Below are 25,135 nucleotides of genomic sequence, written 5' to 3'. Positions count from 1 at the left end.
CACGTCGGGCGGTACGCCTCGAAGCCGGGGCCGTCAGTTCTCCCCTGGCCGACAACCCCTTGCTTCCTCCTCTCGCCCCTGGAGACATCTGATGCACGCAGCACACGCACCACGTCCCGCCGATCCCCTCGACCTCCTGGAACTCGACAGTCTGCTCGGCCCGGACGAGCGCGCGGTGCGCGACACCGTGCGCACCTTCTGCGAGCGGCGCGTCGATCCGTACATCGCCGAGTGGTTCGAGCAGGGCGGGATCGAGGACATCCGGGGTCTGACCAAGGAACTCGGCGAACTGGGCCTGCTGGGCATGCACCTGGAGGGCTACGGCTGCGCCGGCATGAGCGCGGTCGACTACGGTCTGGCCTGTCTGGAGCTGGAGGCGACCGATTCCGGTCTGCGGTCCCTGGTGTCGGTGCAGGGCTCTTTGGCCATGTACGCGCTGCACGCGTTCGGCTCCGAGGAGCACAAGCGCGAGTGGCTGCCGAGGATGGCGGCGGGCACGGCGATCGGCTGCTTCGGTCTGACCGAGCCCGACTCCGGCTCCGACCCGGGCAGCATGCGCACCGCCGCCCGCAGGGACGGCGACGACTGGATCCTCGACGGCCGCAAGATGTGGATCACCAACGGTTCGGTCGCCGATGTCGCCGTGGTCTGGGCGAAAACCGACGACGGCATCCGCGGGTTCGTCGTCCCCACCGACACGCCCGGCTTCTCGGCGTCCGCGATCAAGCACAAGATGTCCCTGCGGGCCTCGGTGACCAGCGAACTGGTCCTGGACCGCGTACGGCTGCCGGGCAGCGCCGTGCTGCCCGGCGTACGGGGACTGCGCGGCCCCCTGTCCTGCCTGAGCGAGGCCCGCTACGGCATCGCCTGGGGCGCGATGGGCGCCGCCCGCTCCGCCTTCCGGGCGGCGCTGGCCTACGCGGGCGACCGGGTCCAGTTCGACCGTCCGATCAGCTCCTTCCAGCTCACCCAGGCCAAACTGACCGACATGTCCCTGGAGCTGAACAAGGGCGTCCTGCTGGCCCTGCACCTCGGCCGCACCAAGGACGACCGGGGCCTGCGCCCCGAACAGGTCAGCTACGGCAAACTCAACAACACCCGGGCGGCACTGGAGATCTGCCGCACCGCGCGCACGATCCTGGGCGCCAACGGCATCTCCCTCGAATACCCGGTCATCCGGCACGCCAACAACCTGGAGTCGATCCTCACCTACGAGGGCACGGTCGAGATGCACACCCTGGTGATCGGGCAGGCACTGACGGGCCAGGCGGCGTTCCGGTGACCTCGTCGGGGCCGCCGTACTCGTCCGTCGGGGCATCGGCCTGTGACGGTGTCTGCTCGCGAAAGACCGCCACGGCCGCCGGACCGCGGCCGTGGCGACCCACAGACCCCCATCAGCGTGCCGTCCCCATCGAGCGGCGGCCGCGGCCGCTCCGGTCGGTGTCACCCGCCGCCGAGCCCGCAGCCAGCGCGAGCAGCAGCGCGATGGCGCCGACGATGACGTTGTTGACTACGGTGCGGGTGGTGTCGACGTTCCCCGCCACCGCCCATGGCGCGATGATGGTCCACACACCGATCACGGCGGCGGCCCACGCCCGGGCATGGGTGCGCTCGTAGGCGTGCCCGAAGCCGCCCAGGAGCAGGGCGTAGGCGATCCCGGCGATGAGGTTGTTGACAGCCAGGGTGGTGAAGCCGTTGAAGCCCGCGATCCAGGGGGATGCGGCGAGGTACAGCCCGGTGACGAGAGCGAGCGCCTCGACGGCCTGCCCTTGCTGGGTGGTCACCGCGCGCTCGGCCAGCGCGTGACGCTCCCGCATCTCGAGTATGTCCGGGTGCGACTCCATGGTCGTATGAGTCCGGTCGGTCATGATCGCCTCCTGGTCAGGGCCACGTCCGTGTGTCCCGCTGAGGGCCCGGGTACCCCCCGCTCGGCCACTCTCCCGAACCACCGCCGCTTTCTCTGAGGAGCCGATCGGCCGCCACCCGGCTGCCGCCGGTGACATCGCCGGGGCCGCCGATGCGACCGTGCCACGCGTCAGAGGTGCCCGACATGCAGTCGAGGCGTCGCCCTCGGCCACCAGCACGATCGACCGGCTGATCGCGCGGTGCCGTCCGCCGAGGAGCTGGACCTGGCCGGCCGCAGGGCACCGCTACCCCGCGTGCCGGAAGGTACGCGACGGGTCGTACCGATCCGGCCATGTCATATGTCGAGCCACATGGCATTCCGGCTGACCCAGCAGGGGGAACCACTGTGGTCCCCAGCCGTCAGCGGTGGCCGGAACACGCCTGCCGTGGACAGACTCGGTGAGAGGTCCGTGCCCGCCGTCCACGGCGGGGTACCCGCCGGCCCACGAGCCGCCCCCTGCCCCCAGGAGACCCCCCATGACCTTCAACCCTCTGGAGCAGCGGGGTATCCCGCTGGACCGTCAGCTGCGCAGTTGGCGGGAGCTGAACGTACAGCCCATCGATCCGGACCGCTGCGATCCGTACACCCGGTGCCGGATCATCACAATGAACGGGATCGAGGTGGAGGCGATCATGTTCAGCCATCAGCTCGCCCGCAACACCGTCGATCCCGAGGTCAAGCGGCAGCTCGCCCGCACCCGCTACATCGAGGCGCAGCAGCAGAAGGTGGTGAACTGGCTGCTGCCGGGCGTGTCCTCCGTACTGGAGACGACCATCGCCTACGAGCAGGTCGCGGTGGACCTGACGGCGTGGGTGGCGCGGATGGAGCCGGATCCGTATCTGCAGCAGGCGTACCAGTTCGGCGTGCTGGAGGACTTCGATCACCTGTACCGGTACGCGAACCTGTACGAGATGATCGAGCACCGCAAGGCGGAGTCGATCGTCGACAACCTCACCGAGGTCATGCCGGGCAGGCCCACGAGGTTCCACCACCGCGACCCGGTCGACAACGTCCGCGACCCGTACGCCAAGGACGAGACGAACCCGCTGTCCAAGCTGCACGCGCTGACGATCATGTCGGCGGAGCAGCAGACGATGAACTTCTACATGAACACCGGCCCCACCTACATGGAGCCGATCGCCCGGCAGCTGTACCAGGAGATCGGGCTCATCGAGGAGGAGCACGTCACCCACTACGAGTCGCTGGTCGACCCGGGAGAGACATGGTGGGAGCAGCTCGTCAACCACGAGTACAACGAGTGCTACCTGTACTACTCCTTCATGGAGCAGGAGAGCGACCCGAAGGTCAAGGCGATCTGGGAACTGCATCTGAACATGGAGCTGGAGCACCTGCACACCGCCTGCGACCTGATGCGCCGTCACGACGGCCGGGAGCCGCAGGAGGTCCTGGCGCCGGAACTGCCGAACGTGCTCACCTTCGAGCCGAACAAGCACTATCTGCGCGAGCTGCTGGACACGCAGATGGACCTGACCACGCTCGGCGCGGGCTATGTGCGTGAGGCCCATGAGCGGTTCGAGAAGATGCAGGAGCAGATCCACGGCGGCGAGGAGCCGCCGAGTGAGCGGGTCATGGCGGAACACGACGAGATGTTCGGCCGTGAGTACCGCGTGCAGTCCGAGGGCGAGCACCCCGATCCCGCGATGCGCGAGAAGTGAGGCGACCGGTCATGTCCGAACTGCGCACCCCCCAGGCCGGCGACGACCGGGCCAAGGACAACGACGTCGTCGCACTCCTGATGCGCCAGCACGGCGACATCCGCAACCTGTTCGACGAGGTCGAGCAGAGCGAGGGCGAGGAACGCCGCGACGCCTTCCGGCGTCTGGTGCGGCTGCTCGCCGTGCACGAGACGGCCGAGGAGGAGGTCGTCCACCCCTTTGCCCGGCGCGCCCTGCCGGGCGGTGAGCAGGTCGTCGAGGACCGCCTCGCCGAGGAACGGGCGGCCAAGGACACCCTCGCCGCCCTGGACGAGATGGACACCGACGACCCGAAGTTCATGCCGCAGCTGATGAAACTGCGCACCGAGGTGCAGGAACACGCACGCGCCGAGGAGCGCTACGAGTTCACACACATCCGCCGCAGCACGGACGTCACCAACCTCGCCGCCATGGCCAAGGCCGTGAAGGCCGCCGAGGCCATGGCCCCGACGCGCCCCCACCCCGGCGTCGAGTCCGGTGCCGCCAACGTGACCCTCGGCCCCGTCGCCGCCCTCATGGACCGCACCAAGGACGCCGTCCGCAAGGCCATGGGCAACGGCTGAACCGACCGACGTCGATGGCCGACAGGGCTGACCAGGGTGTGGGCGCGGAGCAGCGCGAGCCGCGGCGGTCGATGCTCGTGGGTGCCCTGTCGGGTGCCGCGCTCATGGCCGCCGGGGACGAGATCGTCTTCCACCAGATCTCGCACTGGCACCACTTCTACGACCGCTCCACCTCCGGTGTGGGGCACGCCAGGGCGGACCACCGCGCGCCGTGCGCCGGCAGTCGCTGACGAGTCTGCAAGGGGATGCCGTACGCGCCCTCGTCACCGATGTGCGGCAGCGCCGCGGCGACCGTCACGCCCTCCTCGGTCAGCGGCCGCAGTCCGAAGAGTCATCCCGTGCCCTCTTCAGTGCGGCGTTGAGGGCTCGCTGGACGTCGTCGGGCAGTTGCTGACCGCTCACCCAGTCGACGAGGAGAGCGGCGATCTCACGCAGTTTGATGTTGGTGTGCTGGGAGACCTCTGTGAGGACACAGAAGCCCTGCTGAGGACGCAGTCCGCCGAGGGCGATGACGACGCCGACTGCCTGATCGATCACGGCGTGTGAGGTGACGGCCGTCTGCAGCTGGTCGTTGTCCCGCTGCAGGTCGACGATCGTGGCGGCCAGATCGTCCGGCTCCTGCGGCTGGCGCACTCCCGTCGGCTCAGGACGGCCGTTGTGCGCGAAACCCATCGTTATCACTCCAGAAAGCGAATCCGGGCCCTGGCTGTGCCTGGCCCGGGGCCGGGACGGTGAGGACGACACCACCACTCCTACCCAGAGACCTCGCGGATCAGCCGCCGTTCAGGGATGATCACTCGATCAGGAACGCTCGACGGCGGGCCATACCCTGCGGCGCGGCGGCCACGCCGGCCGGCACCACAGCCTGTGGCACCGAAGGCCCTTCCGACGCCGCTGCCCAACGGCGGCTTCCCCGTGCACGCGGAGATCGGTTCCCGGAAGCCCATCAGCGCGAGGCTCCCTCCGTTCGGCCGGACGAGCCGAGGACGCCGGGGATTGAGCGGTGGCTGCGAGGCTGACCTGGTGGCGGTCGGCGTGGCCGGCCAAAGGCCGTCCCGCCGGCAGATGACGGCCCTGGTCCACCGGCTCCTGCAGGGCGGCGGCGACGCCGACCGGCAACGCGCCGCCCTGGCCGGAGACGGCCTGCCCGCCCGCACCGGCCTGATCATCGGCTGGAGCCCCATGGCCTGACCTGTCGCGGCCCCTTCAGGTGCCTGCCCGTGCGTTTTCCTCGTCCTTGTGCGGGGACTCACCGCGTGTGGTGGCATACGAAGCGGAGCAGCGGGTGGTCCTGCCCGCATTGCGGGCCGGCTGGATGACGCAGACGTTCGTCCACTGGCCCTTCCGGCCGGATGCGGTACAGGCGCTCCTGCCCGAGGAACTGGTGGTGGACGAGTATGACGGCGCCGCATGGGTGGGACTGACGCCCTTCGTCATGACCGACGTACGCCCGCACGGCGTCCCCGCCGGGCTGCCCGGCCTCCCGACGTTCCCGGAGACCAACCTGCGGACCTACGTCCGGTACCGTGACGGGCGCGACGGACTGTGGTTCCTGTCCATCGAGGTGGCCTTCCCCCCGATGCTGGCGGCCCGCGCCATCGGTGCGCCGTACAGCCCGGGCAGCCTCAGCGTCTCCACGGACGGGGACACCTTCTCGTACTCCGGCTCGCGATGGAGGCGCGACGCCTCCTACCGCCTGCACGTCCGGCGCGGCGACCCGATCGAGCCGACGGAGCGCGACGTGTGGCTGACCTCGCGCTGGCGGGCGTACACCCGCCGGCTCGGCATGCTCTGGGAGACGCCCGTCGAGCACGAGCCGTGGCCGCTGGCCCACGCCACCGTCGACGTGCTGAAGGAGACACTGACCACCGCCGCGGGCCTCGGTGAGGCGCCGCTCGGCGAGCCCTTGGTGCACTTCTCGGAAGGCGTCAGGCAGGTACGGATCGGGCTCACCATGCCCTGCGCCCCATGGCGTGTCCGTCAGCCTGCCTGACTCCCGGTGAACCTGTACTGGGCAAAGGGGCCGCAGGTCACGTGGACGGGCACGAGCGGACGCCGCCGGATGCTCGGTGAGTCAACCGGGGCACACTCCTCATCCGCCCCCGGGTCCGTAGGCGCGCCCGCGGGCCAGGGGGCGGAAGTGGGCGTGGCGGCCGGGGCGCGCGGCAGCGTGGCGCTGCCCGGGGCCGGGCCCACGGCGGGCGGCGAGGGCGTCGGCGACGGCGCCGGTGGTGAAGGCGTAGACGGCCTTGTGGAGCAGATCCACGGCGAGCTCTTGGCGGGGCCAGGTGGCCGGTGGGGCGCCGACGCCTGTCGCGTTTTCGAGGATCTGGTCGTTGGTGAGGCGGACGACGGTGAACTTGGCGGAGGCGACCGGGCCGCGCAGTCCGGCCTGGGCCATGATCGACCGCAGCACTCCGAGTAGGGCGGCCTGGCCGTAGTGCATGGCCCAATTGACCGGCAGCGGCTGTGTGCCGGGGTGTTCGGGCAGGCCGGTCAGCCGCTGGAGAACACGCGCGGGCACATGGGAGTCGGGCCGGCCGGTGACGGCCTGCTCGAGCTTCTCACCGAAAGTCATCGCGACTCCTCCGGCGGTGCCGGCGAGCAGTCCCTGCCACAGCGCGCGCTTGAGCATGCCCCGGCGGGTACCCTCTGCCACCGCCTTTACCCGCGCGGTCGGGTGCGCCCGCACGACGGTACGCCAGGGGAACCACCGGACCGGCCCGGCCTCGCTCTGGCACTCGTCCGAGGCATGCACTCGGTAGCCGTGCGCGCGGCGATGTGGGGCAAAGCGGTGGCGGCGGCCGACGAAAGCAGTCTCCCCTCAGGTGCTGGGCAGCACATGTGCCTGGACCGCGCCACCACCAGCCCCGCACCCCGGCCTTTCCGACCGCCGCCGGCGGTCACTCGTCGGCTGTCTTCTCCAGCGTGCTGTACGCCAGTTGAAGCGTGTCCGCACCGGCCAGAGCGGCGAGCGCACCCATGGCGGTGCGTGTCGCACGCGGCCAGAGAAGCTGGCCGGCGGTCAGGGTGCAGACCACCCAGACGCTCATGCAGAAGGGGCAGGTGGCGAGTTCTCCGACGGTGTGCTTGGCGTCCTCGGGCCGTGCCTCCTCGTGCAGTTCGGCCGGGCCCTGCGGGGCTACGTACCTGGTGAAGGGGGCGCGCAGCGGGCTGGTGACCGACGCCTTGGTCAGCAGCCGACTGAGCCGGAAGGTGGCGACCGAGGTCAGGACCAGGTCCCACGGCTCGGGCCGGTCGGGCAACGGCCGTCCGCGAAGCCGAGCGGCGGTGGCCCAGGCCGTCGTATACGCGGTGAAGCCCGCCATGGCTGCGAGGTAGCCGCCCAGCGGCCGGTCGTGCCCGGCCGCGTACTGCCTTCCGGTCCGCTGCAGCAGCCCGTGCAGGCGTCGTGCGAGGCGGTGGTCAGCTGCCGTGTTCATACGATCCCGTTTCCGTGCGTCGCTGCCCCGCTTCGGCCTCGTCCGGCACCTGCCCGTCCCGGTCCTGTCGGCGCAGGCGTATCTCGACATGGCCGTCGGTGATCCGCGTGTCGAACGCCGGCTGGGGCGCGGTGGCCGGGCCGCGGACGTTCCAGCCGTCCGAGAGCCGGAAGACGCTCCCGTGCCACGGGCACTGGACGCATCCGTCACTGACCGTGCCCTCGGACAGTGGCCCGGCGAGATGGCTGCACCGCTCGGCCAGGGTATGGATCGCCCCTCCCGTCTCCCGGAGGACCAGGACCGGAACGTCGTCCACGCTGCGCCGCACCGGCCGGTCGACCGGGAACTCGGCCACGGCTCCGATCCGGTGCCAGCCCTCGGTGACGACATGCGGGACCTCTTCGGCGTGGTTCGCGCCGGATGCCTGGCGGTAGGCAAGGTGGCCGCCCAGCATGCCGCCGAGCGCGACCGCCGACAGCCCCAGGAAGCCGTAGGCCCGGCCCGCTGCGCCGCGTCCCTTGACGCGGGAGGTGAGCGAGGCGGCGTACAGGCCGACAGCCGCCGAGTTCGCGAGGGCGTGCACGAGGCCGACGCGCTGCTGCTGGCGGTGCAGATCCGCCCAGTCGACCCAGCCCGCCAGGGCCGCGGGGGCGGCGGAGGCCAGGCCGACGCCGACGAGGAGGCCCGCCTCGCGGGAGCGGCCGGGATACAGGTCCAGTACCGCCGCCGACAGCCAGCTGCCGATCGGCAGCTGCACCATCAGCGGATGCAGCGGGTGCCCGAGCCACCTGCCGTGCAGGAAGTCCCGGCCCTCGCCGAGCGGCAAGGCCCGTACCCCCTTGCGGAGCGCGTCGATGACCGCGTCGGCCCTGGGCTCCCGCTCCAGGCGGTCCAACAGCCACAGGACGCGGCTCTGCCGGATCCGGGGGTGGCGGCGTGGCGTAGTACTCATGGTCGGCCGGGTCCCCACCTGCGCAGACGGGAAACAGGAGCGGGGGCGGTCCGCGGTGGAATCTCGACCACCAGCGTGCGGTCTCAGCGGCAGCCTGGCCGAGACTTGTTTCAGGATCCGGTCCGGGGAACTCGTTACATCCCGCGGCGTCCTGAGGGAGGCAGCCATGAGCAGTTCCGGAGAAGCGAAGCGCGAGCCCGCGTCGCCTTTGGAGCGGGAGACCAACGAGCGGGACGTCCACCCGGAGGAGGAAGGACGCCCCGAGCCGGACACGTCCGGGGAGGCCACCGACGAGGCCCTGAAGGAACGAGCCGAGTCCGAGGAGGGCCCCGGCTGAAAGCGTCGCGGCCCGTCTCCGGCGCACGCACGGGAGCGACCCATGACGAAGACCATCAAGGACCAGACCGTCGAGCAGCTCGGCGGAACCGGCAGCATCCTGGTGCGGCAACGTCGTGAGCACCAGGAGATGGACCGGCTGATGGATCAGTACCTGACCCTTGACGACCTCCACCAGCGGGAACGCGTCCTGAAGCAGGTGGTGCAGCTGGTCTTCAGCCATGCCTTCGCGGAGGAGACGGTGCTGTGGCCCGCCGTACGGGCCTCGGTCCGGGACGGCGAGGAACTGACGGCCCGGGTGGAGGCGGAACACCAGCAGATCAACGATCTCGTCGCGGACATCGAGTGCAGGACATCAGGGACGAGGAAGATCTCCTGCTCCCCCGGTTGCTCCACCGCCGTTGCGGATGCGCGGTCCGGGCGTTGCAGGGTGCGGCTCATGGCGGTCGCGAGCGCGGACAGCGCCGGGTGATCGGGCGGGGTGGCGTAGGGGCCGTGCCAGAACATCGAGCGGGCCCTTGACGGAGACGGATGTCTCGCGGTCGAGGGCCCGCTCAAGAACCGGCCTTCACACGCTGAGCGCCGCTCGCACGGTCTGTTCGGCGGCCGTTCCGCCCTCGCCCGAGGACGTCACCCGTCCGGCCTCCAGGACGTAGTAGTGCTGGGCGGCACGCATGGCGAAGCCGACGTGCTGTTCGACGAGGAGGACGGAGAGTCCGCCGCGCCGGGTGAGGGCGAGGATCGTCTCCTCGATCTCGGCGACGATCGACGGCTGGATACCCTCCGTCGGCTCGTCGAGCAGCAGGAGTCTGGGGCGGGTGATCAAGGCTCGGGCGAGGGCGAGTTGCTGGCGCTGGCCGCCGGAGAGCAGGCCGGCACGGCGGCCGGACAGTTCGCGCAGGACCGGGAAGAGGTCCAGTGCCTCGGCGACGGCCTCCTTTCCGTGGGGGCGGCCGTCGGCGACGAGTTGGAGGTTCTCGGCGGTGGTGAGGTGAGGAAAGGACTGCTGGCCCTGAGGGACGTACGCCATGCCGCGGGCGACCCGCTGGTGCGGGGAGAGGTGGGTGATGTCCTCGCCGTCGAGCCGGACGGTGCCGCTCTTGGCCTTGATCAGGCCCATGGCGGCGCGCAGCAAGGTGCTCTTGCCGGCGCCGTTGTGGCCGAGGACGGTGGCGACACCGTCCTTCGGGACCGAGACCGTGACGCCGTGCAGGACCGTGGTGCGGTCGTAGCCGGCCTGGACGGAGCTGATCTCCAGCATGGGTCTCACGCCTCCTCGGCGACGGCCACGGGAGTGGCGGGTGCGGGCCCGGGTTCTGGTTCTGCGGCGCGGCCGAGGTAGACCTCTTGGACCTTGGCGTCGGCCTGGACCTCGGCGACGGTGCCCTCGCTGAGGACCTTGCCGGCGTGCAGGACGCTGACGCTGCGGGCGAAGGAGCGCATGAAGTCCATGTCGTGCTCGATGACGACGACGGTGTGGTCCGTGCTGATCCGCTGGAGCAGCGCGCCCGTGGCCTCGCGCTCGTCGTGGCTCATGCCGGCGACGGGCTCGTCGAGCAGCAGCAGCCTCACGTCCTGGACGAGCAGCATGCCGATCTCCAGCCACTGTTTCTGTCCGTGGGCGAGGGCGCCGGCCGGGCGGTCGTGCAGGTCGGTCAGGCCGGTGGTCTCCAGGGCCTTCGCGACGGGTTCAGGAATGACCTTGCGGCGGCGGAGCATCGTCCACACGCCCCGTCCCGCGCCTGCCGCGATGTCGAGGTTCTGCAGGACGGTCAGTTCCTCGAAGACCGTGGCCGTCTGGAACGTACGCCCGATCCCCATGCGGGCGATCTTCTGCACCGGCTTGCCCAGCAGGTCCTGGTCGCCGAAGCGGACCGATCCGGTGGCCTTCACCAGGCCGGTGACGGCGTCGACCAGGGTGGTCTTGCCGGCGCCGTTCGGGCCGATGAGGAAGCGCAGGTCGCCGGGGTGGATGTCCAGGTCGACGCCGTCGACGGCGGTAAAGCCGTCGAAGGTGACCCGCAGGTCGCGGACGGTCAGTCCCTCGCCGCTCATGCCGTCTCTCCCGTCGTCCGAGTAGGGGCAGCGGTACGGCGCCTGCGCAGGACGACGCCCACAGAGGCGAGCCCGCCGGGCAGGAAACCGACCGCCACGACAAACAGCAGGCCCTGGAGGTACGTCCAGGCGGCGGGGAAGGCGTCGGAGAGCGTGCTCTGCGCCCAGGCCACGGCGATCGCGCCGAGCACCGCTCCGACCAGTGAGGCCCGTCCGCCGACCGCCGCGCCGATGACGAAGCCGATGGACGGGACGATGCCGATCAGTGCCGGGGAGATGATGCCGACGGCGGGGACGAACAGCGCGCCGGCCAGCCCGGCCGCGCCGGCCGCGAGGACGTACGCGACGAGCTTGACATTCGCCGGGTTGTAGCCGAGGAAGCGCACTCGCTCCTCGGAGTCCCGTACGGCGACAAGGAGTTCGCCGTAGCGGCTGACGAACAGCTGGCGGGCGCCGATCATCAGGAGCAGCAGGACGGCGGCGATGACGAAGTACACCATCCGCTGGTTGACCGGGTCGTCGAGGGAGTAGCCGAAGAAGCCCTGGATGTCGGTCAGGCCGTTGGTGCCGCCGGTGGTGGCCTGTTGGCCGATCAGCCAGATGGACAGGGCGGCCGCCAGTGCCTGGCTCAGGATGGCGAAGTACGCGCCCTTCACCCGGCGGCGGAAGACGAGGAACCCGAGGACGGCGGCGACCGCCATGGGCAGCAGCACGGTCATGGCGAGGGCGAACGCCGGGTTCGCGAACGGCTTCCACCACCAGGGCAGGGCGTCCCCGGTGCCGTAGAGCTGCATGAAGTCGGGCAGGGTCTCGCCGGTCGCCGCGGCGTCAGTGAGCTTGAGGTGCATGGCCATGGCGTAGCCGCCGAGGCCGAAGAAGACTCCCTGGCCGAGGACCATGAGCCCGCCGCGGCCCCAGGCGAGGCTGACGCCGACCGCGACGATCGCGTAACACAGGTACTTGGCCAGCAGGTTGAGGCGGAAGTCGGAGAGTACGACCGGCGCCGCACCGAGCAGGAGGACAGCGCCGAGGAGGAAGGCGGCGGGGGCGCGGAACCTCTCCAGGAAAGGTGGGGACGGCGGGGTCACCACGGTAGGGGTGGGTGTGGTAGTCGTCATGCCAGGCTCCGGGTTCGCAGGGTGTACAGGCCCTGGGGTCGCCACTGCAGGAAGGCGACGATCGCGATGAGCACGATGACCTTGGCGACGCTGACCGTCGTCGAGTATTCGAGGACCGCCTGGAGGACGCCCAGCGCGAAGGCGGTGATGACGCTGCCCTTGAGCTGCCCGATGCCGCCCACCACGACGACGAGGAAGGCGTCGACGATGTAGTTGGTGCCCATCGTCGGACCGATGGGGCCGACCAGGGTGAGGGCGACGCCGGCCACGCCCGCGAGGCCCGAGCCGATGAAGAACGTGATGCGGTCGACCTGGCCGGTGGCGATGCCGGAGACCTCTGCCAGGTCGCGGTTCTGGACGACGGCGCGGATACGGCGGCCGAGTGGCGTGAGCTTCAGGATGAGGGTGAGGGCGAGGACGCTGAGCAGGGCGAGGCCGAGGATGAACAGCCGGTTGTTGGCGAAGGTGATCCCGCCGCCCAGGGAGATGTTGCCGGTGAGGATGTCGGGCGCGGCAGTCTGCACGTTGGGGGCGCCGAAGACGTCGCGGGCGAGCTGCTGGAGCATCAGCGAAACGCCCCAGGTCACGAGCAGCGTGTCCAGCGGGCGTGTGTAGAGGCGGCGGATGAGCAGCCATTCGAGCAGCGCGCCCATCGCTCCCGCGACCAGGAAGGCCACAGGCAGCGCGACGAGCAGGGAGACGCCCGCGCTGCTGATGGACTTCTGCAGGACGTATGTGGTGTAGGCGCCGGCCATGATGAACTCGCCGTGCGCCATGTTGATGACGCCCATCTGGCCGAAGGTCAGGGTCAGGCCGAGCGCGATGAGCAGCAGGACGGCACCGATGCTGATGCCGGTGAAGGACTGGTTGAGGATGACCGTCATGGGATCGGCTCCGGGTCGGGGACGGAGGTGCGGGTGTGCGCATGCGCCATGGGCGCGGACCGGCCCCCGCGAGAGGGCCGGCTCCGGCACCGGGCTGGGTGTGGCTCAGGAGAGTCCGGAGGCCCAGGTGTAGCCCTTGAGGTACGGGTCCGGCTTGATCGGCTTGCCGGAGTTCCAGACCTCGGTGATCAGGCCGTCGGAGCCGACCTTGCCGATTCGGGCGGTCTTGTACACGTGCTGGGTGGCGCCGTCGACGGTGACCTTGCCCTCGGGGGCGTCGAGTGCGATGCCGTCGGAGGCGGCCTTCACCTTCGCCACGTCGAAGGAGCCGGCCTTCTCGACCATCTCCTTCCACAGGTAGACGGAGATGTAGGCGGCCTCCATCGGGTCGCTGGTCGGCTTGTCCTTGCCGTACGCCGCCTGGTACGCCGCGACGAACTTCGTGTTGGCCGCGCCCGGGGTGGTCTCGTAGTAGTTCCAGGCCGTGAGCTGGCCGTCCAGGTACTGGGTGCCGATGCTCTTGACCTCCTCCTCGGCGATGGAGACGGAGAGCACCGGCAGGCTCTTCGCGGTCAGGCCCGCGGACTTGTACTCCTTGAAGAAGGCCACGTTGGAGTCGCCGTTGAGGGTGTTGAACACGGCGTCCGCGCCGGCGCCCTTGACCTTGTTGACGATGGTGCCGAACTCCGTGGAGCCCAGCGGCGCGTAGTCCTCGCCGACGACCTCCATGCCGTTGGCCTTCGCGTACGCCTTGATGATCTTGTTGGCGGTGCGCGGGAAGACGTAGTCGCTGCCGACCAGGTAGAGCTTGGTCAGGCCCTGCTTCTTGAGGTAGTCGAGAGCCGGCACGATCTGCTGGTTGGTGGTGGCGCCGATGTAGAAGATGTACGGCGACTGCTCCAGGCCCTCGTACTGCACGGGGTAGAACAGCAGCGACTTGTACCGCTCGAAGACCGGCTTGACGGCCTTGCGGCTGGCCGAGGTCCAGCAGCCGAAGGTGGCCACGACCTTGTCGTCCTTGATGAGGGTCTCGGCCTTCTCGGCGAAGGTCGGCCAGTCGGAGGCACCGTCCTGGCTGACGGCCTCGAGCTTCTTGCCCAGCACGCCACCGGCGGCATTGATCTCCTTCACCGCGAGCAACAGTGCGTTGTGGACGGTGACTTCACTGATCGCCATGGTGCCCGAGAGCGAGTTCAGCAGACCGACCTTGACCGTGTCGCCGGACGTGTCGGCCTTGGCGCCGGACCCGGTGGACGTGCTGTCGCCCGTCTTGGCACCGCACGCGCTGAGGGCGGCGGATGCGCCGACTGCCGATATACCGGCCAAAAGACCGCGTCTGCTGATGCTGAACCCGGACATGCACAACCTCCTTGCCCCGAAGGGCGATACGAAGAGAGCGGAAAGACTCTGGGGAGGGAATGAGGGGAAGGCGCTTCAGGGGCGGCGGCGTCGACGCACGGGTTCCCCAGCCGTTCCGGGGTGGCGTCCGGGCTGGTCGCTGAAGTGCGACCACAGCCTGCGGGGAAACTGTTTCAACTCCGTTTCGGAGCAATTGAAGAACAGTTTCCAGAGGAATTAACGTGGCCGTCAAAACGGAAGAAGCCGCTGCCGCATACGCCCCGTCGAGGGCATCACAGCAACGGCGATCAATGCTTCCTGTGGAAAGGATCGGTTTTCCCGATCCCCCTTGTCAAGGACCAGGTGATCGGCGGTAGGCTCAGGCGCCGGTCGGCGAGCACGAGTTGGAGAAGCGCGATGGCAAGACGGCCCCAGGAACTGCTCCACCTGCTCACGCGGGCCGAACGTCTCGCCGTGCGCCGAGTGCAGTCCGTCCTCGACGAGTTCGACTGCTCCGTGGAGGCGTGGCGGGTGCTCGACCTGCTCTCCGACGGGCAGGGCCACAACATGACGGCCCTCGCCGACCACGCCTTCCTGCCGGCTCCGAGCCTCACCAAGCTGATGGACCAACTCGTCGACCAGAACCTGGTCTACCGCCGTGTCGACCCGGCCGATCGGCGCCGCGTTCTGGCCCACCTCACCCCGCGGGGCAAGCAGCGGTGGCAGTTGCTGGCACGTGAAGTGCGTGCCGACTGGAAGGACTTGGAGAATCTACCTGCGGGCGAGGAGCTCGACGGCCTGCTCACACAGCTGGCCGAGGCTCTGGAAGGACGGCTCACGACCGGCCCGGCACACCTCACAACAGGTCGTGCGGGGAAGGCAGTTGGGCAAGCACGTTGAAGTCGAGCCCGTCCGCCTCCGCCAGGTAGATGCGCTGGCGGACATGCCGGTCACGCAGGTGGAGCAGGCCGCGCGGGCCCTCGTAGGAGACGGTCTCGGCGGCGGCGGAGATCGCTGAGACGTCCAGGGTGCGGGCCCGCTCGATGAGCGAGGCGAGCAGCAGCACCCCCTCGTAGCACGACTCTCCGAGGCTGCCGGGGGGCGGTGCCTCGCAGCCGAAGCGGTCGGCGTACCGGCCGTGGAAGTCCAGGGTGTCCTGGTTGGCGAGCGAGGCGAAGAAGCCGGCCGTACTGAACAGGTCGCCGGTCGTCTCCGGACCGCTCGCCATCAGCATGTTCTCGTCCATCAGCGTGCTCAGCCTGAGACACCGCTGGTCGAGCCCTGAGGCGGCGAAGGCCCGGTTGAAACGGACCGCGTCACTGCCGACCAGCAGCATCAGCACACCGTCCGCGTCCGCGTGCTCGATGCGCCGCAGCACGTCGGCGAAGTCCTCCGTGCCCAGTGGCAGATACGCCTCGCCGCAGACCCGTCCACCGCGCAGCGTGCGGGCGTAGCGGCGGGCGGCGCGCGCGGTGTGGCGGGGCCAGACGTAGTTGTTGCCGACGACGAACCAGCGGCGTACCCGCCGCGTCTCGGCGAGCAGCCGCATGGCGGGGAGCAGTTGCCAGTCAGGGGTCTCGCTGGTCATGAAGACTCCGTCCGTGCGCTCCCCGCCCTCGTACAGGGCGGTGTACACGTACGGCACCCGGTGCGCGATGCGCGGCGCCACCGCCTGTCGGACCGAGGAGATGTGCCAGCCGGTGACCCCGTGCACCACTCCGGTCGCGACCAGGGCCCCGACCTCCTCGGCGACCTTCTGCGGGTCGGCTCCGCCATCGACCTCCAGCAGCCGCAGCTCCTTGCCGAGCACGCCGCCGGCCTCGTTGATCTCCTCGGCGGCCAACCGCGCGCACGCCTCACAGGCGGGACCGAAGATCCCGGCAGGCCCCTGCATCGGGTACACGAGCGCGACGTTCAGGGTCGAATCGTCGGCCGTGAACCACTCAGGGGTGTGGAGGTGAAGCGGCCGGCGCATGTCCCCATGATTGCCCCGCGGCGATCAGCGCCCAAGCATCGGCCGGGATCGCAACCGATTCGTAGGCATGCGGAGGCGAGCGCGCGGCCCGGCAGGGGGCTCGGACGGCGTGTTCTTGCCCGGCAGCACTCACTCGGCCGCCGGAATCCGCACCGGGTTGCCGGCCAACGTGGCGAACACCGTCGCGCGCAGGCTCCGAACCGCCGGGGACGCACCCCTGCGCCCGATGCTGCCATGCGGCCGAAGGACCTCCTCCCTCGCCTCGGCAGGAACACCCGCAGTCAGGCGCGGGCGCCGTCCCGTTCCCCCGGCTGTGGCACGGTGGCCGAAACACCGGGGGCACCGGAGGCTGGGCGCTCCCGGTGTGGTGTCAGCCGCCCTCGGCGAGACGGGCGGCCCACCTCTGTTCCACCTTGGCCAGCCGCCAGTAGGCCAGCGCCACCGCCCACACGACCACGAACAGACCGGCGATGATGTAACCGACGCTGTCCAGGTCCAGGCCGGCGATCCAGCCGGTCAGCGCGTCGCGCAGACCGAGCTTCTCGTGCAGCACCCCGACCAGTTCGATGGTGCCGATCAGGAAGGCGACCGCGATGGACAGGCCGGTGATGGCGAGGTTGTAGAACACCTTGCGGACCGGGTTGGAGAAGGCCCACTGGTAGGCGAAGTTCATGAACGTGCCGTCGAGGGTGTCGAACAGGCTCATCCCCGCGGCGAACAGCAGCGGCAGGCACAGGATCGCGTACCACGGCAGCCCGGCCGCGGCGCCGCTGCCCGCCATCACCATCAGGGTGACCTCCGTCGCGGTGTCGAAGCCCAGGCCGAAGAGGAAGCCCAGCGGGAACATCTGCCCGGGCCGGGTGATCGACCTGGTGAAGCGGCCCAGGACGCGGTTCATGAACCCCCGCGAGTCCAGGTGCTGTTCCAGGGCGGCCTCGTCGTACGTGCCGGAGCGCATGGCCCGGAAGACCCGCAGGATGCCGGCGAGCGCCACGAGGTTGAGCGCCGCGATGAGGTAGAGGAAGGTCCCGGAGACAGTCGTGCCGACGACACCGAGGGTCTGGTGAGTACGGGAGTCGTCGTTCATCAGCGTGCCGGCGAACTGCGCGCCTCCCGCGACCAGGGCGGCCATCGCGACCACCACGCTGGAATGGCCGAGCGCGAACCAGAACCCGACCGACACCGGCCGCTTGCCGTCGGCCATCAGCTTGCGGGTGGTGTTGTCGATCGCGGCGATGTGATCGGCGTCGAACGCGTGCCGCATACCGAGCGTGTACGCGGTCACCCCGAGACCGATCCCGAAGGCCTTGGAGCCGACCTCGTAGTGCCCGGGCACCACCAGCAGGAAAAGGATCCCGAACGCCAGCACGTGCAGCGCGGCGATCACCGCCAGCAGACCGGCGGTACGGACGGTGTCCTCGCGCCGCCAACGAAAAGCGGTGGGCACGTGGGGCCCGGTGGGCAGGGTCATACGGTCACGCTCCAGCACCTCGTGGATCACTTCGTGAAGTGCCGTGGCCGGTCTCCTGGCTTACGGGTGCGCGCGTCTGCGTCCCGGCCTTCCCGTCCGCCCGGGGGCGAACAGTGACCGTGCACAACTGGGACGAAGACTCCCCGATCACAGTGGCGAGGGCCGCTCCGGCCTGAACCCCTCGAACCACGAAGGGCTGTCACCGGTCTTCCCGAACACCACGGCCCGCCCACGGTACGTGCGACCGGTCACCCCTGCATACCTGCACAGCTACGCAGGTATCCAAGATCACACCGCCACCTGCGAGCATGCTTCCATGCATCTCGTCCCCGCCGAACGCGCAGACCGCCGCACCATAGACGGCCACCGGGTCTGCGACGCCGTCGCCGCCATCGGCGAGCCCGACCATGTCCGCGCCTGGGCGGAGCGGTTCTCCCTGCTCTCGGATCCCGGGCGCCTCGCCCTCCTGATGGCTCTGCGCCAGACGGGTCCGCTCGCTGTCTCCGACCTCGCCATCGCGACCGGTATGAACGACCCCGCCGTGTCCCAGGCCCTGCGGCTTCTGCGCGCCGCCGGCGTCGTGGCGGGCGAGAAGGACGGGCGCGTGGTCCGCTACCGGATCATCGACCCGGTCACCGCCGACCTGCTGAAGCACTGCGCCGGCGGAAGTGACTGAGCGGCGACGGCATTTCCGGCTGCCGTCTCCCCATCGGCTGCCTCTCAGGCACGTTTTCTGCGCACCGGCTCGGCTCGACTCCCATCCGAATCACCTTCCAGGCGCCGATGGTGGGCCTCCTCGGCGACAGCCGAGACTCCGTCGGGATCAGCTCGCACTCGTACGGGGCTGTCGGTAGGGCCGCACCGCCCGGCGTGCTATGGCGAAGCGGTGTGTCTCCGACGGGCCGTCGTAGATCCGGAACGGCCGTACCTCTCGGAACAGGCGGGCCAGTGGGGCATCGGCGGCCGAGATGCCGAGGGCTCCGCAGATCTGCACCGCCCGGTCGACCACCCGGTTCACCGCCTCCGCCACGAAGGTCTTGGACACCGAGGTGAGTTGCGAGGCGGCTGCGGAGTCGGTGTCCAGCTCCCAGGCGGTGCGCAGGATCAGGGCGCGGCTCGCCTCGATGTCGATCTCGGAGTCGGCCAGCATCTGCTGGACCATGCCGAGGTCTCCCAGCGCCGAGCCGAACGCCAGCCGGCTCCCCGCCCGCTCCAGCGCGACGTCCTGGGCGCGGCGGGCCGCTCCGAGCCAGCGCATGCAGTGGGTCATCCGGGCGGGACCGAGCCGGACCTGGGCGCCTTCGAAGCCTCGGTCCACCGCTCCGAGCACCTGCTCGTCCCCCACCACGCACTCCTCGAAGACGATCTCGCTGTGCCCCGCGAAGAGCGACTCGTCGAGGGTCTCGATCGTGCGGACGAGGCGCATACCCGGGGTGTCGGCGTCGACCAGGAACATGGTCGCGCCGCCCGGGTCGCCGGGGTTGCCGGAGGTGCGGGCCATCACGATGGCGAAGCCCGCGCCGTCCGCCCCCGTGATGAACCACTTGTGGCCGTCGATGCGCCAGCCGCCGGGAACCCGGGTCGCGGTGGTCCGCAGGGAGCGGGGGTCGGCGCCCGCTCCCGGCGCGGGTTCGGTCATGGCGAAGCAGGACCGCGTCCCGCCTGCGGCGAGCGGACGCAGGTACTTCTGCTTCTGCTCTTCCGTGGCCACCTTCTCCAGCAGGTGCATGTTGCCCTCGTCGGGGGCCGCGCAGTTCAGCGCCAGCGGTCCGAGCAGCGAATAGCCCGCCGCTTCGAACACCACCGCCTGGCCCCGCAGGTCGAGCCCGTGTCCACCCCACCGTGTCGGTACGTGGGGGGCGAACACGCCCGCCTCGCGGGCGGCTTTCTGGAGGGTTTCCCTCAGTGCCTCGGGAGCGTCGTGCACCGAACCGCCGCACTCCCGTTCGGCCGGGATGACCACCTCCCGCACGAACTCGGCGGTGGACGCGGCCAGTTGCGCGACAGCCGGATCGACATCGAACTGGATGGGCATGGGACCTCCCGCCGACGGGCGTACGGGCATCGACTCCCGTCGCGTTCTAGAAACTGTATAGCGTCTTCAGTATCTTGCCGGGAAGCACCGGGACGCACCCGGCGACGGGAAGACGACAGGAGCACTGCCATGAGCCTCCCCGTGAGCACCGAGCCGGTCCGGATCGTCCGCCACGCCGACGGAGTCGTCGAGCTCAGACTGGACGATCCCGGGCGGGGAAACGCTCTGGACCTCAGGACTGCCGAGGCGCTGCGGGACAGGGTGCGCGAAGTGGCCGCGGACCCTGGCGGCGCGGTGCTGCTGCGGGCGGCGGGCGGACGTTTCTGCGTAGGCGGTGACCTGCGCGCATTCGCCGGTCGCGGGACGGAGACCGGCGCCTATGTGCACGCCGTGGCGAGCTCCGCGCACGCCGCGATCCAGGCTCTGTACGAACTGCCGGTGCCGCTGGTGACCGCCGTACGCGGTGCGGCCGCGGGCGGCGGGATCGGTCTCGCCCTCGTGGGAGACATCGTCCTGGCGGCCCGGTCCGCGCGATTCCGGCTGGCGTACACGGCGATCGGGCTCACGCCGGACTGCGGGGCGTCCTGGTTCCTTCCGCGTCTGGTGGGTCCCCGCAGGGCGGCGGAGCTGATCCTGACCAATCGGGTCCTGAGCGGCGACGACGCCGAACGTTGGGGATTGGTCTCCCGGTCCGTGGACGACGGCGAACTGGACGACGCGGCCCACCGGACCGCATCCGGTCTGGCCGGCGGCGCCGTCGGCGCGTTGCGCGCCGCGAAGGATCTGCTGCGCGTCGGCGCCGGTGACGACCTGCGCCGCCACCTCGCCGAAGAGGCGCGGTCGATCGCCGCCCTGGCGGACGGCCGGGAGGCACAGGACCGCATGGCGTCGTTCCTCGCCACACGAAGTGTTTCTTGAGACCCTCTTCACTAACCTGCCTGCCGGGGCGTAACCTCCGGGCAACACAGAACCGAGGAACCGGTCACCACAGAACCGGGGAAAAGGTGTGGCGATGCAATCTGCTGCCGTAAACCTTCCGGACGCACCCGACGAGCCCCTCAGCGAAGCCGTCGTCGACCTCGTTCTGCGTGGGATGTGGCGCGGTCGGCCGGAGTCCGAGCACCGTCCACTGGTCGACGCCGGACTGGCGATGGTGAAGGGGCCGGTGGTGCTGCCGACCGAGCGGGCCAAGGCGGCCGCCGCGCGGATTCTTCGGGTTCCCGCCGGCTCCGAGCAGGAGGAGCGGATCATCGCGGCCTACGAGGCGTTCCTGCCGGTCAACCGGAAGATCCGGGATGTGTGCACGGCATGGCAGTGCCGCCCCGACGGCACCGCCAACGACCACTCGGACGATGTCTACGACGCCGCGGTGCGCGAGTCGCTGGAGGACGTGCACGAGGCCATCCAGCCCGTGCTGCGCCGGCTGGACCAAGTGCTCGCGGGCAGCGGGCGGTACCTGACGGCGCTGGAGGACGCGCTCGACCGCTTCGACGACGGCGCGCCGGCGTGGCTGGCCTCGCCGCTGTGCGACTCGTACCACACCGTGTGGATGCGGCTGCACCAGGAGCTGCTGCTCGTGCTCGGAATCAGCCGGGCCGAGGACGAGGCCCGGGAAGAGGAGCTGGTCACGAGGAGCCGGGGTTGAGCGTCACCGACCGCGAGACGGGCCCGCTCGCACCGGCCGGGACGGCCTCCGCGAGCCCCGGCCGCATCCTGGTGCCCTACGGGCAGGGACGGATCCGGGGCCTCGACGCCGACGAGCTCGGCGCGCACGGCGCGGCGATGGACCGGCTGGTGGCCCTCGGGCTGCCGGTCGTGCCCGGGCTCACCGTGCCGACGGGCGCCGCCGCGTCGCTGCGCGAACCCGGCACCGCAGAAGCCGCCGTGGACCTGGTCGAACAGCTCTCGGGGCGGCACATCGGGGACGCGGCCCGGCCCCTGCTGCTGCGCCTGTCGGCGAGCGCGCCGACCGAGATCGCCGGACTGCCGCCCGACCTGGCCTGTCTCGGCGTCGCCCGCGGCCGTCTCGACGACCTGTGCGCCGTCATCGGCCGTGCGGACGCGCTGTACGACGTGTGGGCCACCACCGTGCGCATGATCGCCGAGTACGCCCTCGACGTGCCCGCCGCGGTGCTCGACGACGCCCTTCTGGACACGCCCGGACCGCGGGACCGGGTGGAGGTGCTGCTGTCCCTGGTGGCGGAGCACGGCTCCCGGCCCTTCCCCGACGACCCGGCTCAGCAGCTCGCGCTGGCCGCCCGCGCCCTCCTCGGCCGCTGGGACTCGCCTCGTGCGAGAAGGGCCCGCCGGGCCCAGCGGCTCCCCGCCGACCTGGCCGTCGCCCTGCATGTGCAGGCCTTGCGCATCGGCCCGGCGGACCACTCGGGCTACGGCACGGCGGTCAGCCGGGATCCCGAGACCGGGCGTCTCTCCCCCCAGGGCTCCTTCTTCCGGGGTGTGCGCCGCAGCGCCCCGCCGCCGCACACCGGCGAACCGCTGGACCGGCTCGCGGGCGGCACCGCCCTTCTCGAACACTCCCTGCTCACCCTGGAACGCCATCTGCGCGCGCCGGTGTCGGTCGACTTCGAGGTGCGCGACGACGAGATCTCCCTGCTCTCCGCCACGGCGCAACTCCGCCCACCGCTTCGCGCCTCGGTGTGTCTGGCGGCGGACCTGGCCCGGGACGGGGCGCTCGGCCGTGCGGAGGCCGTCCAGCGGATCACGCCCGCGCAGGTGCAGGAACTGCTGCACCCGCAGCTTCGGCTCACCGGCGGGGAGGAACTCCTGGTGAAGGGGCTGCCCGCCTCGCCGGGCGCGGCGACCGGAGCGGTCGTGCTGTCCAGTGAACGTGCCCTCGAACTGGCCGCGGACGGTACTCGGGTGGTGCTCGTGGCTACCGAGACGACCCCGGCGGACGTCCCCGGGATGCTGGCGTCCGCCGCCGTGCTGACCGGCAGCGGCGGCATCGCCTCGCATGCCGCCGTGGTGGCGCGGGGCGCCGGCAAGCCCGCGGTGTGCGGCGCCGAGGGGCTGCGCGTGGACCCGGCCGCCGGGACCGTGCACTTCGGCGAGCGGGTCGTGCGGGAGGGCGACCCCGTCTCGCTGGACGGCCGTACCGGCGCCGTCTACGCGGGGACGCTGAGCGTCAGTGTGGCCGGACCGCCACCCGAGCTGTCCACCGTGCTGGAGTGGGCGGACGGCGTGCGCCGACTGGGTGTGCGGGTCAACGCCGACACGGCCGCCGAGGTGGAGACCGCCCTCGCCCTGGGCGCGGAGGGCGTGGGGCTGTGCCGTACGGAACACCAGTTCCTCGGCGGACGGCTGCCGCTGATCCGCCGGGTGCTCCTGGCCGCGGACCCGGCCGCCCGCGACGAGGCGCTGGTGGCGCTGGAACGCGCCCAGCACGAGGACTTCCGCGCACTGCTGGCCGCCGTGGGGAACCGCCCGGTGACCGTGCGCCTGTTGGACGCCCCGCTGCACGAGTTCCTGCCCGCCCCCGGACAGTCCCTGGACGCGGCAGAGGAGCAGCGGGCCGCCGCGCTGCGCGAGGCGAACCCCATGCTCGGGCTGCGCGGCGTACGACTGGCGCTGCTGCACGAGAGGCTCTACCCGGCGCAGGCCGAGGCGCTCTTCACCGCCTGGGCCGATGTGGCGGCCACCGGAATCCGGCCTGAGCTGGAGGTGATGATCCCGCTCGTCAGCCTGCCGGAGGAACTGGCGGCCGCGGCCGCGTACGTACGGGCGGCCGCCGACGCGGTCGCCGCCCGCACCGGCGTGGAGGTCCCGTACCGGCTCGGCACGATGATCGAGACCCCTCGGGCCGCGCTGCTGGCCGGCGAACTCGCCGAGCACGCCGAGTTCTTCTCCTTCGGCACCAACGACCTCACCCAGCTCACCTACGGGTTCTCCCGGGACGACGTCGAGCGCCAGGTGCTCACCTCCTACCAGGAGCGCGGATTCCTGACCGCCAGCCCGTTCGCCCGGCTCGACCCGCACGGCGTGGGTTCCCTGGTCCGCCTGGCGGCCGAGCGGGCACGGGAGGTACGGCCCGGAATCAAGCTGGGCGTCTGCGGTGAGCACGGCGGGGACCCCGAGTCGATCGCGTTCTGCGACGACCTCGGTCTCGACTACGTCTCCTGTTCCGCGCACCGCGTGCCGGTGGCCCGGATGGCGGCCGCGCACAGTGCCCTGCAGCCGCGCGAAGAGACCGGGAGCGCACGATGACGACCACCGCGACCGCCGACACGACCCTGTCGGAAACCGAGCTGGAGGACCTGCGCGAGACCGTACGGTCGGTGTGCGCGGACGCCGGCGGCACCGCCGCGGTACGCCGGCTGTCCGAGGACGCCCCCGGCATCGACGCCGGGCTGTGGGACGCCCTCGGCCGGCAGGTCGGCCTCGCGGCCCTCGGCCTCCCGGAGTCGGCGGGCGGCATCGGCGGCCTCGCCGAGATCGCCGTCGTCTGTGAGGAGTTGGGCAGGACCCTGGCACCGGTCCCGCTGCTGACCTCCACCGTGCTGGCCGGGCAGGTGCTGGCCGGCTGTGGTACGGCCGACAGGGCGCTGGCGAAGCTGGCCGAGGGCGCGGTGCACGCCCTGGCGGTGGTCGCGCTCGACGGGACGTGGCGGGCCGACGCCGTGCCGGTGGCCGTCTCATGGCAGGGCAGTGTCCCCCTGCTCGACGGCACCGCGCCGTACGTCCTCGACGGCGCCGACGCCGAGGCGCTGGTGGTGGCCGCGGTCGGAACCGACGGCGTCGACCTCTTCCTGGCCGAGCCGCGCGAACCGGGGGTCACGGTGCGCCGGGTGCCCACGCTGGACCTCAGCCGGGGCCAGGCGGTGGTCTCCTTCTCCGGTGCCCGGGTCCGGGCGCTCACCGCCGGCGGCGAGGGGGCGGACGTCGTCTCCCGCGCCCTGGACGTGGCCCTGGTGGCGCTGGCCGCCGAGCAACTGGGCGGGGCACAGGCCGCCTTGGACATGACGGTGGCCCATGTGCGCGACCGTACCCAGTTCGGCAGGGCGCTCGGCGGCTTCCAGGCTGTCAAGCACGCCTGTGCCGACATGCTGCTCCAGGTCGAGGCCGCACGGTCGGCCGTGGTGCGCGCGGTCCGCGCGGACGGCTCGCCGGAGGCGCTGGCCGAGGCGGCAGCGGTGGCCCAGGCGTGGTGCGGCGAGGCGTTCGCCTCCGTCACCGCCGAGTGCGTGCAGCTCCACGGGGGGATGGGCTTCACCTGGGAGCACGACGCGCACCTCTACTTCCGGCGCGCCCTGTCCGACGCGGTGTTGCTGGGCGGAGCCGCACACCATCGGGAACGGCTGGCCGGGCTGCTGGGCTGGTGACGTGG

Annotated in this window: 26 protein-coding genes, 1 pseudogene and 1 riboswitch; of the genes and pseudogenes, 14 read left to right on the top strand and 13 right to left on the bottom strand. The window is 70.9% G+C overall.

Annotated features, from left to right (window positions below; translation table 11 throughout):
* The first annotated feature begins 91 nt into the window (after nucleotides 1-91).
* Nucleotides 92-1,282, top strand: coding sequence for an acyl-CoA dehydrogenase family protein (locus OG852_RS46065; RefSeq protein WP_330351073.1), 1,191 nt, complete (start codon nucleotides 92-94; stop codon nucleotides 1,280-1,282).
* Between the two features lie 112 nt (nucleotides 1,283-1,394).
* On the opposite strand, the gene OG852_RS46060 is transcribed toward OG852_RS46065, so the two are convergent.
* Nucleotides 1,395-1,868, bottom strand: coding sequence for an SPW repeat protein (locus OG852_RS46060; protein WP_208117266.1), 474 nt, complete (start codon nucleotides 1,866-1,868; stop codon nucleotides 1,395-1,397).
* Between the two features lie 514 nt (nucleotides 1,869-2,382).
* Between OG852_RS46060 and OG852_RS46055 the strand changes: the two genes are divergently transcribed.
* The 3 genes and pseudogenes from OG852_RS46055 to OG852_RS46045 all read left to right on the top strand — a co-directional run.
* Nucleotides 2,383-3,582, top strand: a complete 1,200-nt coding sequence (locus OG852_RS46055; protein ID WP_330351072.1) for a hypothetical protein — start codon at nucleotides 2,383-2,385, stop codon at nucleotides 3,580-3,582.
* Between the two features lie 11 nt (nucleotides 3,583-3,593).
* Nucleotides 3,594-4,184, top strand: a complete 591-nt coding sequence (locus OG852_RS46050) for a hemerythrin domain-containing protein (protein WP_133915407.1) — start codon at nucleotides 3,594-3,596, stop codon at nucleotides 4,182-4,184.
* A 14-nt stretch (nucleotides 4,185-4,198) separates the two neighbouring features.
* Nucleotides 4,199-4,369, top strand: a pseudogene (locus tag OG852_RS46045) (DUF2243 domain-containing protein); the annotation flags it as partial.
* Nucleotides 4,370-4,493: 124 nt separating this feature from the next.
* Here OG852_RS46045 and OG852_RS46040 read toward each other — a convergent pair.
* Nucleotides 4,494-4,856, bottom strand: coding sequence for an ANTAR domain-containing protein (locus OG852_RS46040; RefSeq protein WP_133915406.1), 363 nt, complete (start codon nucleotides 4,854-4,856; stop codon nucleotides 4,494-4,496).
* A 351-nt stretch (nucleotides 4,857-5,207) separates the two neighbouring features.
* On the opposite strand from OG852_RS46040, the gene OG852_RS46035 reads away from it, so the two are divergent.
* The gene (locus tag OG852_RS46035; protein WP_330351071.1) at nucleotides 5,208-5,375 is read left to right on the top strand and encodes a hypothetical protein; all 168 of its coding nucleotides are present in this window, start codon (nucleotides 5,208-5,210) and stop codon (nucleotides 5,373-5,375) included.
* Between the two features lie 67 nt (nucleotides 5,376-5,442).
* Nucleotides 5,443-6,177: a YqjF family protein gene (locus OG852_RS46030; RefSeq protein WP_330351070.1), complete on the top strand. Its 735-nt coding sequence runs from the start codon at nucleotides 5,443-5,445 to the stop codon at nucleotides 6,175-6,177.
* Between the two features lie 99 nt (nucleotides 6,178-6,276).
* Here OG852_RS46030 and OG852_RS46025 read toward each other — a convergent pair whose 3' ends face one another.
* From OG852_RS46025 to OG852_RS46015, 3 genes are all read right to left on the bottom strand, one after another.
* Nucleotides 6,277-6,819 carry a hypothetical protein gene (locus OG852_RS46025; RefSeq protein ID WP_133915404.1) on the bottom strand — a complete coding sequence of 181 codons (543 nt, stop codon included), beginning with the start codon at nucleotides 6,817-6,819 and terminating at the stop codon, nucleotides 6,277-6,279.
* 268 nt (nucleotides 6,820-7,087) lie between these two features.
* On the bottom strand, nucleotides 7,088-7,627 hold the full coding sequence (locus OG852_RS46020; protein ID WP_330351069.1) for a DUF1360 domain-containing protein: 540 nt from the start codon (nucleotides 7,625-7,627) through the stop codon (nucleotides 7,088-7,090).
* Nucleotides 7,611-8,579 carry a Rieske (2Fe-2S) protein gene (locus OG852_RS46015; RefSeq protein ID WP_330351068.1) on the bottom strand — a complete coding sequence of 323 codons (969 nt, stop codon included), beginning with the start codon at nucleotides 8,577-8,579 and terminating at the stop codon, nucleotides 7,611-7,613. Before OG852_RS46015 ends, OG852_RS46020 begins: the two co-directional genes overlap by 17 nt.
* 166 nt (nucleotides 8,580-8,745) lie before the next feature.
* Here OG852_RS46015 and OG852_RS46010 point away from each other — a divergent pair, with 166 nt between their 5' ends.
* Nucleotides 8,746-8,916, top strand: a complete 171-nt coding sequence (locus OG852_RS46010) for a hypothetical protein (RefSeq protein WP_166663648.1) — start codon at nucleotides 8,746-8,748, stop codon at nucleotides 8,914-8,916.
* A 42-nt stretch (nucleotides 8,917-8,958) separates the two neighbouring features.
* Nucleotides 8,959-9,387, top strand: coding sequence for a hemerythrin domain-containing protein (locus OG852_RS46005; protein ID WP_330351067.1), 429 nt, complete (start codon nucleotides 8,959-8,961; stop codon nucleotides 9,385-9,387).
* A gap of 96 nt (nucleotides 9,388-9,483) precedes the next feature.
* On the opposite strand, the gene urtE is transcribed toward OG852_RS46005, so the two are convergent.
* The 5 genes from urtE to urtA all read right to left on the bottom strand — a co-directional run bounded on the left by urtE (nucleotide 9,484) and on the right by urtA (nucleotide 14,331).
* Entirely contained in the window at nucleotides 9,484-10,176 is a 693-nt protein-coding gene (gene urtE, locus OG852_RS46000; protein ID WP_133915401.1) for an urea ABC transporter ATP-binding subunit UrtE, read from the bottom strand.
* 5 nt (nucleotides 10,177-10,181) lie between these two features.
* Nucleotides 10,182-10,970: an urea ABC transporter ATP-binding protein UrtD gene (urtD, locus tag OG852_RS45995; protein WP_133915400.1), complete on the bottom strand. Its 789-nt coding sequence runs from the start codon at nucleotides 10,968-10,970 to the stop codon at nucleotides 10,182-10,184.
* Complete coding sequence (gene urtC, locus OG852_RS45990) at nucleotides 10,967-12,088, bottom strand: urea ABC transporter permease subunit UrtC (RefSeq protein ID WP_330351066.1); 1,122 nt, start codon at nucleotides 12,086-12,088, stop codon at nucleotides 10,967-10,969. Before urtC ends, urtD begins: the two co-directional genes overlap by 4 nt.
* Complete coding sequence (gene urtB / locus OG852_RS45985; RefSeq protein ID WP_330351065.1) at nucleotides 12,085-12,972, bottom strand: urea ABC transporter permease subunit UrtB; 888 nt, start codon at nucleotides 12,970-12,972, stop codon at nucleotides 12,085-12,087. The genes urtC and urtB overlap by 4 nt, the downstream gene beginning before the upstream one ends.
* A gap of 105 nt (nucleotides 12,973-13,077) precedes the next feature.
* Nucleotides 13,078-14,331, bottom strand: coding sequence for an urea ABC transporter substrate-binding protein (gene urtA, locus OG852_RS45980; protein ID WP_133915397.1), 1,254 nt, complete (start codon nucleotides 14,329-14,331; stop codon nucleotides 13,078-13,080).
* 396 nt (nucleotides 14,332-14,727) lie between these two features.
* On the opposite strand from urtA, the gene OG852_RS45975 reads away from it, so the two are divergent.
* Nucleotides 14,728-15,210: a MarR family winged helix-turn-helix transcriptional regulator gene (locus OG852_RS45975; protein ID WP_133915396.1), complete on the top strand. Its 483-nt coding sequence runs from the start codon at nucleotides 14,728-14,730 to the stop codon at nucleotides 15,208-15,210.
* Here the strand turns inward: OG852_RS45975 and OG852_RS45970 are convergent.
* Both OG852_RS45970 and OG852_RS45965 read right to left on the bottom strand, forming a co-directional pair.
* On the bottom strand, nucleotides 15,167-16,285 hold the full coding sequence (locus OG852_RS45970) for a substrate-binding domain-containing protein (RefSeq protein WP_330351064.1): 1,119 nt from the start codon (nucleotides 16,283-16,285) through the stop codon (nucleotides 15,167-15,169). The genes OG852_RS45975 and OG852_RS45970 overlap by 44 nt on opposite strands.
* 370 nt (nucleotides 16,286-16,655) lie before the next feature.
* The gene (locus tag OG852_RS45965; protein ID WP_330351063.1) at nucleotides 16,656-17,756 is read right to left on the bottom strand and encodes a HoxN/HupN/NixA family nickel/cobalt transporter; all 1,101 of its coding nucleotides are present in this window, start codon (nucleotides 17,754-17,756) and stop codon (nucleotides 16,656-16,658) included.
* A 28-nt stretch (nucleotides 17,757-17,784) separates the two neighbouring features.
* Nucleotides 17,785-17,994, bottom strand: a riboswitch (cobalamin riboswitch).
* Between the two features lie 78 nt (nucleotides 17,995-18,072).
* On the opposite strand from OG852_RS45965, the gene OG852_RS45960 reads away from it, so the two are divergent.
* On the top strand, nucleotides 18,073-18,432 hold the full coding sequence (locus OG852_RS45960) for an ArsR/SmtB family transcription factor (RefSeq protein ID WP_133915393.1): 360 nt from the start codon (nucleotides 18,073-18,075) through the stop codon (nucleotides 18,430-18,432).
* Nucleotides 18,433-18,579: 147 nt separating this feature from the next.
* On the opposite strand, the gene OG852_RS45955 is transcribed toward OG852_RS45960, so the two are convergent.
* Nucleotides 18,580-19,791: an acyl-CoA dehydrogenase family protein gene (locus OG852_RS45955; protein WP_330351062.1), complete on the bottom strand. Its 1,212-nt coding sequence runs from the start codon at nucleotides 19,789-19,791 to the stop codon at nucleotides 18,580-18,582.
* Nucleotides 19,792-19,920: 129 nt separating this feature from the next.
* On the opposite strand from OG852_RS45955, the gene OG852_RS45950 reads away from it, so the two are divergent.
* From OG852_RS45950 to OG852_RS45935, 4 genes are all read left to right on the top strand, one after another.
* On the top strand, nucleotides 19,921-20,709 hold the full coding sequence (locus tag OG852_RS45950; protein ID WP_330351061.1) for an enoyl-CoA hydratase/isomerase family protein: 789 nt from the start codon (nucleotides 19,921-19,923) through the stop codon (nucleotides 20,707-20,709).
* 94 nt (nucleotides 20,710-20,803) lie between these two features.
* Nucleotides 20,804-21,436 carry a hypothetical protein gene (locus OG852_RS45945; protein WP_330351060.1) on the top strand — a complete coding sequence of 211 codons (633 nt, stop codon included), beginning with the start codon at nucleotides 20,804-20,806 and terminating at the stop codon, nucleotides 21,434-21,436.
* Nucleotides 21,433-24,015 (top strand): putative PEP-binding protein, encoded by a 2,583-nt coding sequence (locus tag OG852_RS45940; protein WP_330351059.1) that lies wholly within the window; start codon nucleotides 21,433-21,435, stop codon nucleotides 24,013-24,015. Before OG852_RS45945 ends, OG852_RS45940 begins: the two co-directional genes overlap by 4 nt.
* The gene (locus OG852_RS45935; protein ID WP_330351058.1) at nucleotides 24,012-25,130 is read left to right on the top strand and encodes an acyl-CoA dehydrogenase family protein; all 1,119 of its coding nucleotides are present in this window, start codon (nucleotides 24,012-24,014) and stop codon (nucleotides 25,128-25,130) included. Before OG852_RS45940 ends, OG852_RS45935 begins: the two co-directional genes overlap by 4 nt.
* The last annotated feature ends 5 nt before the right edge of the window (nucleotides 25,131-25,135 follow it).

It is taken from the genome of Streptomyces sp. NBC_00582 (assembly GCF_036345155.1).
GTDB lineage: Bacteria > Actinomycetota > Actinomycetes > Streptomycetales > Streptomycetaceae > Streptomyces.
Note: the sequence above shows the minus strand (reverse complement) of the source record. Positions and strands in the feature narration are given on the sequence as shown.